General features: G+C 47.2%; 12 protein-coding genes, 4 tRNA genes and 1 rRNA gene. 13 read left to right on the forward strand and 4 right to left on the reverse strand.

All coding sequences use genetic code 11. From position 1 onward, the window contains the following. Positions 1-22: 22 nt before the first annotated feature. A 5S ribosomal RNA gene (gene rrf, locus O1Q74_RS00945) occupies positions 23-138 on the forward strand. Positions 139-292: 154 nt separating this feature from the next. After that, positions 293-1,330, forward strand: coding sequence for a UDP-N-acetylmuramate dehydrogenase (gene murB / locus O1Q74_RS00950; protein WP_271878693.1), 1,038 nt, complete (start codon positions 293-295; stop codon positions 1,328-1,330). Positions 1,331-1,437: 107 nt separating this feature from the next. Here the strand turns inward: murB and O1Q74_RS00955 are convergent. The 4 genes from O1Q74_RS00955 to O1Q74_RS00970 all read right to left on the reverse strand — a co-directional run bounded on the left by O1Q74_RS00955 (position 1,438) and on the right by O1Q74_RS00970 (position 5,905). Continuing rightward, positions 1,438-2,798, reverse strand: a protein-coding gene (locus O1Q74_RS00955; RefSeq protein WP_271875632.1) for an IS3 family transposase whose coding sequence is annotated in 2 segments (ribosomal slippage) — positions 1,438-2,318 and positions 2,318-2,798 — 1,362 coding nt in all. Because the reading frame shifts where the segments join, the coding sequence is not laid out codon by codon here. Positions 2,799-2,884: 86 nt separating this feature from the next. Continuing rightward, a complete protein-coding gene (locus tag O1Q74_RS00960) occupies positions 2,885-4,078 on the reverse strand; it encodes an IS4 family transposase (protein ID WP_271875634.1) in 1,194 nt (397 codons plus the stop codon). 117 nt (positions 4,079-4,195) lie between these two features. Then, positions 4,196-5,146: a type I pantothenate kinase gene (gene coaA / locus O1Q74_RS00965; RefSeq protein ID WP_271875636.1), complete on the reverse strand. Its 951-nt coding sequence runs from the start codon at positions 5,144-5,146 to the stop codon at positions 4,196-4,198. Between the two features lie 210 nt (positions 5,147-5,356). Continuing rightward, positions 5,357-5,905 carry a GNAT family N-acetyltransferase gene (locus O1Q74_RS00970; protein WP_271875638.1) on the reverse strand — a complete coding sequence of 183 codons (549 nt, stop codon included), beginning with the start codon at positions 5,903-5,905 and terminating at the stop codon, positions 5,357-5,359. A gap of 331 nt (positions 5,906-6,236) precedes the next feature. On the opposite strand from O1Q74_RS00970, the gene O1Q74_RS00975 reads away from it, so the two are divergent. The 11 genes from O1Q74_RS00975 (at position 6,237) to rplL (ending at position 11,705) form a co-directional block, all read left to right on the forward strand. Continuing rightward, positions 6,237-6,312: transfer RNA gene (locus O1Q74_RS00975), tRNA-Thr, on the forward strand. A gap of 15 nt (positions 6,313-6,327) precedes the next feature. Further along, positions 6,328-6,412 (forward strand) — tRNA-Tyr (locus tag O1Q74_RS00980). A 130-nt stretch (positions 6,413-6,542) separates the two neighbouring features. After that, a tRNA-Gly gene (locus O1Q74_RS00985) sits at positions 6,543-6,617 on the forward strand. Between the two features lie 6 nt (positions 6,618-6,623). Continuing rightward, positions 6,624-6,699 (forward strand) — tRNA-Thr (locus O1Q74_RS00990). Between the two features lie 107 nt (positions 6,700-6,806). Then, complete coding sequence (tuf, locus tag O1Q74_RS00995) at positions 6,807-7,991, forward strand: elongation factor Tu (RefSeq protein ID WP_271875639.1); 1,185 nt, start codon at positions 6,807-6,809, stop codon at positions 7,989-7,991. A gap of 237 nt (positions 7,992-8,228) precedes the next feature. Next, on the forward strand, positions 8,229-8,612 hold the full coding sequence (gene secE, locus O1Q74_RS01000) for a preprotein translocase subunit SecE (RefSeq protein ID WP_010285488.1): 384 nt from the start codon (positions 8,229-8,231) through the stop codon (positions 8,610-8,612). Position 8,613: 1 nt separating this feature from the next. Further along, complete coding sequence (gene nusG / locus O1Q74_RS01005) at positions 8,614-9,159, forward strand: transcription termination/antitermination protein NusG (RefSeq protein WP_005970339.1); 546 nt, start codon at positions 8,614-8,616, stop codon at positions 9,157-9,159. A gap of 162 nt (positions 9,160-9,321) precedes the next feature. Continuing rightward, positions 9,322-9,750 (forward strand): 50S ribosomal protein L11, encoded by a 429-nt coding sequence (gene rplK, locus O1Q74_RS01010; RefSeq protein WP_012772932.1) that lies wholly within the window; start codon positions 9,322-9,324, stop codon positions 9,748-9,750. 3 nt (positions 9,751-9,753) lie between these two features. Next, positions 9,754-10,458 (forward strand): 50S ribosomal protein L1, encoded by a 705-nt coding sequence (gene rplA, locus O1Q74_RS01015; RefSeq protein ID WP_039348153.1) that lies wholly within the window; start codon positions 9,754-9,756, stop codon positions 10,456-10,458. A gap of 317 nt (positions 10,459-10,775) precedes the next feature. Beyond that, positions 10,776-11,273, forward strand: a complete 498-nt coding sequence (gene rplJ, locus O1Q74_RS01020; protein ID WP_012772934.1) for a 50S ribosomal protein L10 — start codon at positions 10,776-10,778, stop codon at positions 11,271-11,273. A gap of 66 nt (positions 11,274-11,339) precedes the next feature. Beyond that, positions 11,340-11,705, forward strand: a complete 366-nt coding sequence (gene rplL / locus O1Q74_RS01025) for a 50S ribosomal protein L7/L12 (protein WP_012772935.1) — start codon at positions 11,340-11,342, stop codon at positions 11,703-11,705. Positions 11,706-11,743 lie beyond the last annotated feature (38 nt).

Here is an 11,743-nt window from a genome sequence, read left to right on the forward strand (position 1 = left end):
GGTTAGAATGAAACAGAATTTGCCTGGCGGCGATAGCGCGGTGGTCCCACCTGACCCCATGCCGAACTCAGAAGTGAAACGCCGTAGCGCCGATGGTAGTGTGGGGCTTCCCCATGTGAGAGTAGGGAACTGCCAGGCATCAAATAGTGGAAAGCCCTCGTCGAAAGACGAGGGCTTTTTGCTGTGTGCGTGTTGGGGGGCTGATTTTATCTGTACCCGTGATGAAAGACCGCCGCTATCTTGCGTAGATCAGGTAGACTATGTGATATCTGAATTAGTAGGTATTTCTATTATGGCGTCGAGTGTTATTTCATTGAAGTCTTATAACTCTTTCTCATTACCCGTTTCCGCATCTTGTATTAAGGTTGCGGATACTCAGGAGAAATTGATTGAAGGATGGCGCGTCGCCAGTGAATCACGAGAGCCGATTTTGTTACTAGGGGAAGGGAGTAATGTCCTGTTTCTCGAAGATTTTTTAGGCACTATTCTGCTAAATCGGCTCAAGGGTATAGATATTCGAGAAGAAAGTGACGGCTGGTATATTCATGTCGGAGCTGGTGAGAATTGGCATCAATTAGTTGAATATACGCTTAAGAGTGGTATTGCTGGGTTAGAAAATCTGGCACTAATTCCAGGATGTGTGGGGTCTGCACCGATACAGAATATTGGTGCGTACGGTATCGAATTACAGCATGTGTGTGATTATGTTGACGTGTTGGATCTGGCTGAAGGTAAAGTCACACGTTTTACCTGTAAGGAATGCCATTTCGGTTACCGTGAAAGCATATTTAAGCATCAATACCGTTCTGGGTTTGCGATTATTGCAGTAGGGTTCTTTTTAAAGAAAGAGTGGAACCCGATACTTAACTACGGTGATTTGGTCAAACTGGACCCAGCAATTGTTACGGCACAGCAGATATTCGATTCCGTGTGCCATATGCGTCGAAGCAAACTTCCAGATCCTGCCGTGACAGGTAATGCTGGTAGCTTCTTCAAAAACCCGATAATTACACCGCAGCATGCTGAACGTGTTTTACGAGAGTATTCGAATGCTCCTCAGTATTTACAAGCCGATGGCAACGTTAAATTGGCCGCTGGATGGTTGATTGATCAATGCAAGCTTAAAGGGTTTCAGCTTGGTGGTGCGGCTGTTCATGAGAAACAGGCATTAGTTCTAATTAATAAAAATAATGCAAAAAGCTCAGATATTATCGAATTAGCGCGTTATGTCCGCAATCAGGTTGCTGATAAATTCTCCATACAGTTGGAACCTGAAGTTCGCTTTATTGCTGCATATGGAGAGGTCAATGCCATCGAGGTATTATCATGAAAAATATTACAGTTCCCCTTAAGTTAATTAAAATTATCTCTGATGGTTAATTTTATTCCGGTGAAATGATGGGGATGGACTGACCCCATAAAGTTGGACGGTTCATGTTACGCGGCTTTTAAGGCCTGGGTCCGGTATTCAACCGGGCTCAGACCTTTCAACTTCAGGCTTATCCGCTCGTTATTGTAGTAATCGATATATTCCTCTATCGCCTGCTTCAACTCTTCAATGCTGCCGAACTGGCCAGGGTAAAAGCACTCCGTTTTCAGCGTACCAAAGAAGTTCTCTATCACCGCATTATCCAGGCAGTTTCCTTTGCGCGACATGCTTTGCACGACGCCCTTTGCTTTTAACTTTTCCTGATAACCTGCCATTCGGTATTGCCATCCCTGAGCCGAGTGCAGCAGCGGAGTGTCTTCCGGACTGAGCACTGATAAAGCCTCTCTCAGCATCGCATTCACCATATCCATGACCGGCCTTTCGGACAGACTGTAGGAGATGATTTCCCTGTTAAACAGATCGAGAACTGGCGACAGATACAGCTTCTTACCCTGCAATGAAAACTCGGTAACATCCGTTACCCATTTTTCATTAGGCTTTGACGCCCAGAAGTTTCTCTTAAGGATGTTAGGTGCTGCTTTACCTGTTTCTCCCTTCCACGAGTGATATTTCTTCACCCTACTAACAGAGCGGAGTGACAGTTCCGCCATCAGGCGTTGTACTGTCTTGTGATTCACTGCTATTCCCTCTTTTCTCAGAGAGAGTGTGATTCGGCGATAGCCGTAACGTCCTTTGTGATGGCGGTATATGTCACTGATTCTGGCCTTGAGTCCGGCGTGTTTATCCGTTCGCTTCATCGCTCTGATGTTGTGATACCACGTGCTCCGGGACATGCCTGCGGCACGCAGGAGGTCATTAAGGGCATGCTCTTGCCTTAGTTCGCTGATGATTTGGGCTTTTTGCCGTTTTTTTCGCTTTGAACCAAGGCTTCCAGCTTTTTTAAATAAGCATTCTCCGCCCGCAGATAGCGAAGCTCAGCCCGGAGTTCTTCAGAAGACAGCTGTTCCATATCGGTATCAGTAGAAAGAGGGGTGGTTTTCCTGGTCATTTCCCGAGGCCTGCCGCGTTTCATATTCCGGAGTGCTTCCGGTCCGGCATCGTTGTACACGGAGACCCAGCGACGAACAACCGTTTCATTGGAAATATTAAAGCGGGCTGCAGCTTCACGCATTGAAAGCGCGTCGTTGAGCACAGCATGGACAACCACCAGTCTGAACTCTGCAGAGTGGATATCGTTTTTCCAGGTAATGCCATCAATACCGTGAAGCTGGAAGGCTCTGACCCAGCGTCGAACTGAGGTTCTTTCGACGGCAAAAATTTCGGCAGTGCGATGGGTTCCGTCGCTGCCCGAGAGAACGTGGTTTACGACTGCGAGTCTGAGTTCGAGGGAATACTTAGGTTTTGCCATAAAAAACTGCACCTTACTCTGTTGGGTATCCAACATTTGGGGTGCAGTTCAGACCTCAGGGCTGAGGGATCCCCACAAAATTACCATTAATAAACCAGCACCATACTTCGGTAGGTGCTGGCGAGTTGAACTAAGATACTCTCCAGTTTTACACGCCTTAATATTCGCTCTGAATGTCGCAACACATTTTCTGCCAACGTCAGAAACGATATCACTCTACGCTTTTTGACGCTGTTTGCCTGATAGTGGAGGTGAAGTCCTTTATTCTCAAAGTGATAGCCCAATAACCAGAGGACTATCGATGCCAGTGTTGCCAGCAGGCTTAGCACCCACAGTCGCTCCCCGCTTTTGCTTCCACTGGCTCGTAGTCCAAAGCCAAATCGCTCGCTTTTTTCATCTCGAAAGTTTTGTTCAATCTGCATTCTCCTGCTGTAGAGCTTCATGATTTCACGGGGCTTAAATTCATCTGTGCTGGTAAATATCAGCCACGGCTCTTTGGCTGACGCACGTTGCTCTTTTTCCACGGTCGGATAGCCCGGTTTCCCTCTGGCTCGTTTGCTTTTTCGCCCTTTTGACGCTTTCTTGTGAAGGAAAAAATGTCCATCGCATTGCGCATATTTAGCGCGTGCCAGTGTGCCCGCTCCCAGATATTTTGCCTGCGCTGTTCCCTCGCAGTCTTTTACGGTCATCCAGTTCTCTTTGTCATGATGAAGGCTAAATTTAACCGTCCCTCTGATTCGACCAATAAAACTCCATCCCAGAAATTTGATATGCCGGAACCACGCGCTTTGAAAACCTGCATCGGTAATGACGGTGACTCGGGTATTCGGCGCGACAGCTTCCGCAAGGGCGTCAAGAAAGGTATTTTGTATCAGTACATTATTTTGTTTTTTTAACGGGACAACCTGACTCATTAAGGGGATGGCGCGCCCATCACAGATAAGGCTGGCACGGAGAACATGATATTCCTTACAGGGATAGCCGCTCCAGTCAACGGCGATGACGCACCACGACATAGGTTTCGTCATCATAGAAACAATATTATTAAATATCAGAGGGATATCACGATGAAGCGATGTGTTGCCGAGAAGACGGTCAATGCGTTTTATTTTATCCTTGACGCGAGCGGTCCCCGGCAGGTGACGTCCAATGCTGGTAAGGGAAAGTGTCGCGCCGTTCATCAGGGCAACGGTGGAATCGATAATGGCATTTTGCCGATATTGGTGCGTTGAGGCTAAAGCGTGACGGAAAAAAGTCTGGCATACTTTACGGGCAGGCATAGAGGTGATCTCATTGAGTTTTTTGGCGAAAATCAGTAGATCATAAAACTCTATGCCTGTCTCGTTTTCTGGGGATTCGTCAGCCTCAGGGGGGCTTTTTACATATTTATTCGCTTTTCACTTTCTTAACCGAACACATTCAACGGCATGATTAGCGCTTTTAGTCATAATAAGACTAGCTCTTTCCCGCGTGGGTAGAATATTTTCTTTTAGATTAAGTCCGTTAATTTCTTTCCATAATTGAGAAGCAATGCCGACAGCTTCTTCTTCTGTCAATTTTGCATAATTATGAAAGTACGAGTTTGGATTTGAGAATGCACCCTGTCTGAATTTCAAGAAACGATTTATATACCATGTTTGTAGCAGTGTTTCAGGTGCATCAACATAGATAGAGAAATCTACAAAGTCAGAGACGAAAACTCTATGTGGATCATGTGGATAGTCCATTCCACTTTGTAGGACATTTAAGCCTTCTAATATTAAGATATCAGGGTGTTCCAACACTTTATTGTTATTAGGAACAATATCGTATGTTAGATGAGAGTAAGTTGGGGCGGTGACTTTGTGTGCTCCTGATTTTATATCAGAAACAAATTTTACCAGGCTATGCATATCGTATGATTGCGGAAAGCCTTTTTTCTTCATCAAATCACGTGCTTTTAACACCTTATTTGGATGAAGAAATCCGTCGGTTGTAATGAGTTCTACACTGCGATGTTCCGGCCAGCGGCTTAATAATGCTTGGAGCACACGGGCTGTGGTACTTTTTCCCACGGCGACGCTGCCCGCAATACCAATTATGTAAGGTATTTTTTGGCCATCCGTACCTAAGAACTGCTCAAGTACGGCCTGACGGCGTAAATTAGAGCTGATATAAAAATTGAGCAGGCGGGATAGTGGCAGATAAATTTCTGCGACTTCGTCTAATGAAAGGTCTTCGTTAATCCCTTTGAGCTTAACGATTTCTTCCTCTGTCAGCGTTAACGGGACGGAATCGCGCAAGGCGGCCCATTGGCTGCGATTAAATTGTAGATATGGCGTGGCCAAGGATTGCTCTCTATTGCTCATAAGTCGTGTTCTGCCTGCTTCACAGGTAAGAAAAGGGACTCTCAGCCAGCGAAGAAAACGGGCTATTAGTTTAGCCAACGCTATGATCGCGGCACCTTTTCTTATGTAATAAATTTTTGATAATGGGCAGGTTAACACTTTGCGGATAGAAAGAAGAAGAGAAAATCGGTTCTGTACCCGATGCTTCTATGTTTACGCATCGGGTACAGGCTAGCTGGCGATTGCTTTACCTAACCCATTCACGGCAAAGAGGCGTTTATAGTAGATAGCCGTTGGATGGTAATAACCATCGGGTGTGCAAGCATAGTCAGGCAATTCTCCCAGATGGCGATAACCCAAGGCTCGGTAGAACGCTTCTGCTGGGGAGCCAGCTTGGGTATCTAAATAGAGTAACCCTCTTTGTTGGAAAAGCGCGTGTTTTTCCAGTAACTGAATGAGCTGTCTGCCTATTCCTGCTCTCCGTACACGGCTATGAACTAACAATTTTTGAATTTCAGCTCTGTTTCTCCCGTTTGGCTTTTGACATAACTCTAGCTGTACACTTCCGACGATACCTTCCTCGTCGCGTGCTGCCCATAGTATGCGGTCACCGTTAGCGACAGATGCTTGTAATTCATGAAAATATTCCATAGCTTCTTTGTGGTGCAGAGGCGATTGATATCCAACAGAGGCGCCTTTTTCTACAGCATCTATTAATAGACTGGCCAGTTCTTCACGATAGACAGGTAAGGTTGCCGCATTGAGTTGAACTATTTTCATCGTATTTTGCTCGTTCTTCAGAAATTTGTTTCTAACTTAGCAAAATTTGTTCCAAGTCTATTTTCTTAGAAAAACGAGCAAAATAGCGTCTGTCAGTGAGGGACATGTTCTCTTTAAGGGCAAAAGGCGCATTTTTGGTGCAAGAGATATAAGGCAAATTTGATGGTGCAATGCTCATTTTCTAGAGAGGGATTGATGGTTCTTTGCACTAATTCTTGTTGCTGACCTAGAATTGTGAGTGAATCTGGATAAAATCTAAGCGAAAGCACATTTTACGCAATTTTTTTGTTGCATCGAGCGCTCTGTCTACCTAGAATGCGCAGCACTTGATGCCGGCTTAGCTCAGTAGGTAGAGCAACTGACTTGTAATCAGTAGGTCACCAGTTCGATTCCGGTAGCCGGCACCATCAAGTACACAATCAGGTGGGGTTCCCGAGCGGCCAAAGGGAGCAGACTGTAAATCTGCCGTCACAGACTTCGAAGGTTCGAATCCTTCCCCCACCACCAAATTCAATCCTGGTAACAGGATATTCGATACGGTAGTAAGACCAAACCGGATCGACGAAGGCGGGGTCTATAAATTCTTATTCCTCAACTTCAAAATCTACAGAAAAATTAGGTAGCCGAGTTCCAGGATGCGGGCATCGTATAATGGCTATTACCTCAGCCTTCCAAGCTGATGATGTGGGTTCGATTCCCACTGCCCGCTCCAAGATGTGCTGATATAGCTCAGTTGGTAGAGCGCACCCTTGGTAAGGGTGAGGTCGGCAGTTCGAATCTGCCTATCAGCACCACTTCCTTTTCCTCCTCCTGATTTTCTTTCTGTGAATAAATTCAGCAAGCTATTGCTTGGTTGATGTGGTGATACCACCGATTTATCCGTGTCTTAGAGGGACAATCGATGTCTAAAGAAAAATTTGAACGTACAAAACCGCACGTTAACGTCGGTACTATCGGCCACGTTGACCATGGTAAAACAACGCTGACCGCTGCAATCACTACCGTTCTGGCTAAAACCTACGGTGGTAACGCACGTGCATTCGACCAGATCGATAACGCGCCAGAAGAAAAGGCTCGTGGTATCACCATCAACACGTCTCACGTTGAATACGATACCCCGTCTCGCCACTACGCGCACGTTGACTGCCCAGGACACGCCGACTATGTGAAAAACATGATCACCGGTGCTGCTCAGATGGACGGCGCTATCCTGGTTGTTGCTGCGACTGACGGCCCAATGCCTCAGACCCGTGAGCACATCCTGCTGGGTCGTCAGGTTGGCGTTCCTTTCATCATCGTGTTCCTGAACAAATGTGACATGGTTGATGACGAAGAGCTGCTGGAACTGGTTGAGATGGAAGTGCGCGAGCTGCTGTCTCAGTACGATTTCCCTGGCGACGACACCCCAGTGGTTCGTGGTTCTGCGCTGAAAGCGCTGGAAGGCGACGCTGAGTGGGAAGCAAAAATCATCGAACTGGCAGAGCATCTGGATTCCTATATCCCAGAGCCAGAGCGTGCCATTGACAAGCCGTTCCTGCTGCCAATCGAAGACGTATTCTCTATCTCCGGCCGTGGTACCGTTGTTACCGGTCGTGTAGAGCGCGGTATCGTTAAAGTTGGTGAAGAAGTGGAAATCGTTGGTATCAAAGACACCGCGAAATCTACCTGTACCGGCGTAGAAATGTTCCGCAAACTGCTGGACGAAGGTCGTGCGGGCGAGAACGTTGGTGTTCTGCTGCGTGGTATCAAGCGTGAAGAAATCGAGCGTGGTCAGGTACTGGCTAAGCCGGGTTCAATCAAGCCACACACCAAGTTCGAATCAGAAGTGTATATCCTGAGCAAGGATGAAGGCGGCCGTCATACTCCGTTCTTCAAAGGTTACCGTCCTCAGTTCTACTTCCGTACCACTGACGTAACGGGCACCATCGAACTGCCAGAAGGCGTAGAGATGGTAATGCCAGGCGACAACATTAAAATGGTTGTTACCCTGATCCACCCAATCGCGATGGATGACGGTTTGCGTTTCGCAATCCGTGAAGGCGGCCGTACAGTAGGCGCGGGCGTTGTTGCTAAAGTTATCGCTTAATCGCTGATAACGTTTGACGCGACACGCGATAAAAGGGCATCATTTGATGCCCTTTTTCTACGCTGTCATGGTAGAACCTATCTCATCAGCGATTGTGGGATATAATCATTGGTGAGATAGGCTCTGTAGATACGGCGTAAATACCGAATTATTCGTTTTACAGAACATCTTTCGGTTTGGTTGCCCCGTGGTTACGGGGCAAAGTTATTTGTCTGAATCATTGTGACAGGTTGGTTTATGAGTGCGAATACCGAAGCTCAGGATAGTGGGCGTGGCCTGGAAGTGATTAAATGGCTGGTAGTAGGTGCCTTGCTGGTTGTTGCGATTGTTGGCAATTATTATTATCGCGAATTTAGTCTTCCTTTGCGTGCATTGGCCGTTGTTATCCTGATCGCCGCAGCCGGTGGTGTGGCACTGCTGACCACGAAAGGCAAAGCAACCGTAGCGTTTGCTCGCGAAGCGCGTACTGAAGTGCGCAAAGTAATTTGGCCGACTCGTCAGGAAACGTTACACACCACGTTAATCGTTGCCGCGGTGACTGCCGTGATGTCACTGATTTTGTGGGGACTGGATGGTATTCTGGTCCGTTTGGTATCGTTTATCACTGGCCTGAGGTTCTAAGATGTCTGAAGCTCCAAAAAAACGTTGGTACGTCGTTCAGGCGTTTTCTGGTTTTGAAGGTCGCGTAGCACAATCACTGCGTGAGCATATCAAACTCCATAATATGGAAGAACTGTTTGGCGAAGTCATGGTGCCTACTGAAGAAGTAGTCGAAATCCGTGGTGGTCAGCGTCGCAAGAGTGAGCGCAAGTTTTTCCCTGGTTATGTCTTGGTACAGATGGTGATGGAAGATGCCAGCTGGCATCTAGTACGCAGCGTACCTCGTGTTATGGGGTTCATTGGCGGTACATCCGATCGTCCTGCGCCAATCAGTGACAAAGAAGTGGATGCGATTATGAATCGTCTCCAGCAAGTTGGTGACAAACCACGTCCGAAAACGCTGTTTGAACCGGGTGAAATGGTTCGTGTTAACGACGGTCCATTTGCTGATTTTAACGGTGTTGTCGAAGAAGTTGACTATGAGAAGAGCCGCCTGAAGGTGTCTGTTTCTATATTTGGTCGTGCGACGCCTGTTGAACTGGACTTTGCTCAGGTCGAAAAAGGCTAATTGCCTGATAAGATTTGCTGAAAATAGCGACTTGCCTATGGCGCGAAATTAACCTATAATTTCGCGCCTTTTGTTTTTCAGTGGCCTTAACGGCGACTGAAACGTAATACAAACCACGGGGAGCCTTTCACTAGGCGCTATTACCCAATTGAGGAAAGTTAAATGGCCAAGAAAGTACAAGCCTATGTCAAGCTGCAGGTTGCAGCTGGTATGGCTAACCCAAGCCCACCGGTAGGTCCGGCTCTGGGTCAGCAGGGTGTGAACATCATGGAATTCTGTAAGGCGTTCAATGCTAAAACTGAAAGCGTTGAAAAAGGTCTGCCAATTCCTGTTGTTATTACCGTTTATTCTGACCGTTCTTTCACCTTCGTTACCAAAACGCCTCCAGCGGCTGTTCTGCTGAAGAAAGCGGCTGGTATCAAGTCTGGTTCAGGTAAGCCGAACAAAGACAAAGTTGGTAAAGTAACGAGCGCTCAGGTTCGTGAAATCGCAGAAACTAAAGCTGCGGACATGACTGGTTCTGATGTAGACGCTATGGCGCGCTCTATCGCAGGTACCGCTCGTTCCATGGGCCTGGTAGTGGAGGATTAATAAATGGCTAAGCTGACCAAGCGCATGCGCGTGATCCGTGACAAAGTTGATGTAACTAAACAGTACGACATCAACGAAGCTGTTGCTCTGCTCAAAGAGCTGGCCACTGCTAAGTTCGTAGAAAGTGTAGACGTCGCTGTTAACCTCGGCATCGATGCACGTAAATCTGACCAAAACGTTCGCGGTGCAACCGTTCTGCCTCACGGCACTGGTCGTTCTGTTCGCGTAGCTGTCTTCACCCAGGGTGCAAACGCTGAAGCGGCTAAAGCTGCTGGCGCTGAGTTCGTGGGCATGGAAGATCTGGCTGATCAGATTAAGAAAGGCGAAATGGGCTTTGACGTTGTTATTGCATCTCCAGATGCAATGCGCGTTGTTGGCCAATTGGGCCAGGTTCTGGGGCCGCGTGGCCTGATGCCAAACCCGAAAGTGGGTACCGTAACACCTAACGTTGCTGAAGCAGTTAACAATGCTAAAGCAGGCCAGGTTCGTTACCGTAACGACAAGAACGGTATCATCCATACCACTATCGGTAAGGTTGATTTCGATTCTGACAAATTGAAAGAAAACCTGGAATCTTTGCTGGTTGCGCTGAAAAAAGCAAAACCATCTCAGGCGAAAGGCGTGTACATCAAGAAAGTTAGCCTGTCTACCACTATGGGCGCTGGCGTTGCTATCGACCAGAGCGGTCTGAACGCTGCTGCTAACTAATAGCTTTTGTTCCGCTTTACTCGGGTGTGGGATTTACCTATAATTTTACGCCCGTTGTTTCTCAAGTGGAATAACGCAAGAATTTTCGGTTGGAGCCTGGCCTATCCAGGCCTCCGTCCAAGACCGCAGGTGTTTCGAAAGAAGCTTAATCCTTCCTGCGTAGACGGTGACAGAGCCTAAATAACGTTTTTCTTTTTTATAAAGAATAATTTTTTACTGGATTCTGCTCACCGTGTTTCAACGCTTATCTCTAATTTTGGCGATAAGTGAAGTGAGTTCCGGAGATTTTCTCCGGCTAAATCCAGGAGCAAAAGCTAATGGCATTAAATCTTCAAGACAAACAAGCGATTGTTGCTGAAGTCAGCGAAGTAGCCAAAGGTGCGCTGTCTGCGGTTGTTGCGGATTCTCGTGGCGTTACCGTTGATAAAATGACCGAACTGCGTAAGGCAGGTCGTGAAGCTGGCGTTTACATGCGTGTTGTTCGTAACACCCTGCTGCGCCGCGTCGTTGAAGGCACTCAATTTGAATGCCTGAAAGACACGTTTGTTGGTCCGACCCTGATTGCATATTCTATGGAACACCCGGGCGCTGCTGCTCGTCTGTTCAAAGAGTTCGCGAAAGCGAATGCAAAATTTGAGGTCAAAGCTGCAGCCTTTGAAGGTGAGCTGATCCCGGCGGCTCAAATTGACCGTCTGGCAACGCTGCCGACTTACGAAGAAGCACTGGCACGTCTGATGTCGACCATGAAAGAAGCCGCTGCAGGCAAACTGGTCCGCACTCTGGCTGCTGTTCGCGATGCAAAAGAAGCTGCGTAATAGCGCTTTCTTTTCTAACGCACTTGCTAACGTATAAACTATTTCTGATTCTTAGGAACAATTGTTATGTCTATCACTAAAGATCAAATTCTGGAAGCAGTAGCAGCTATGTCTGTAATGGATGTTGTTGAGCTGGTTTCTGCTATGGAAGAAAAATTCGGTGTTTCTGCTGCTGCTGCTGTAGCTGTTGCTGCTGGCCCAGCTGAAGTTGCTGAAGAAAAAACTGAGTTCGACGTTGTGCTGAAAGGCATCGGTGCTAACAAAGTTGCTGTAATCAAAGCTGTTCGTGGCGCGACTGGTCTGGGCCTGAAAGAAGCCAAAGATCTGGTTGAATCTGCACCAGCAGTTCTGAAAGAAGGCGTGAGCAAAGATGACGCTGAAGCACTGAAAAAATCACTGGAAGAAGCTGGCGCAGAAGTTGAAGTTAAATAAGCCAATCTTTCAGGTTGCAGCCTGATTTATTAGGCTGA

It is taken from the genome of Pectobacterium sp. A5351, from assembly GCF_028335745.1.
Taxonomy (GTDB): domain Bacteria; phylum Pseudomonadota; class Gammaproteobacteria; order Enterobacterales; family Enterobacteriaceae; genus Pectobacterium.

Coding starts and splice junctions, on each gene's coding strand:
- rplK (WP_012772932.1), top strand. CDS start 9,322: ATGGCCAAGAAAGTACAAGCCTATGTCAAGCTGCAGGTTGCAGCTGGT.
- rplA (WP_039348153.1), top strand. CDS start 9,754: ATGGCTAAGCTGACCAAGCGCATGCGCGTGATCCGTGACAAAGTTGAT.
- rplJ (WP_012772934.1), top strand. CDS start 10,776: ATGGCATTAAATCTTCAAGACAAACAAGCGATTGTTGCTGAAGTCAGC.
- rplL (WP_012772935.1), top strand. CDS start 11,340: ATGTCTATCACTAAAGATCAAATTCTGGAAGCAGTAGCAGCTATGTCT.
- nusG (WP_005970339.1), top strand. CDS start 8,614: ATGTCTGAAGCTCCAAAAAAACGTTGGTACGTCGTTCAGGCGTTTTCT.
- murB (WP_271878693.1), top strand. CDS start 293: ATGGCGTCGAGTGTTATTTCATTGAAGTCTTATAACTCTTTCTCATTA.
- O1Q74_RS00960 (WP_271875634.1), bottom strand. CDS start 4,078: ATGCCTGCCCGTAAAGTATGCCAGACTTTTTTCCGTCACGCTTTAGCC.
- O1Q74_RS00970 (WP_271875638.1), bottom strand. CDS start 5,905: ATGAAAATAGTTCAACTCAATGCGGCAACCTTACCTGTCTATCGTGAA.
- secE (WP_010285488.1), top strand. CDS start 8,229: ATGAGTGCGAATACCGAAGCTCAGGATAGTGGGCGTGGCCTGGAAGTG.
- tuf (WP_271875639.1), top strand. CDS start 6,807: ATGTCTAAAGAAAAATTTGAACGTACAAAACCGCACGTTAACGTCGGT.
- coaA (WP_271875636.1), bottom strand. CDS start 5,146: ATGAGCAATAGAGAGCAATCCTTGGCCACGCCATATCTACAATTTAAT.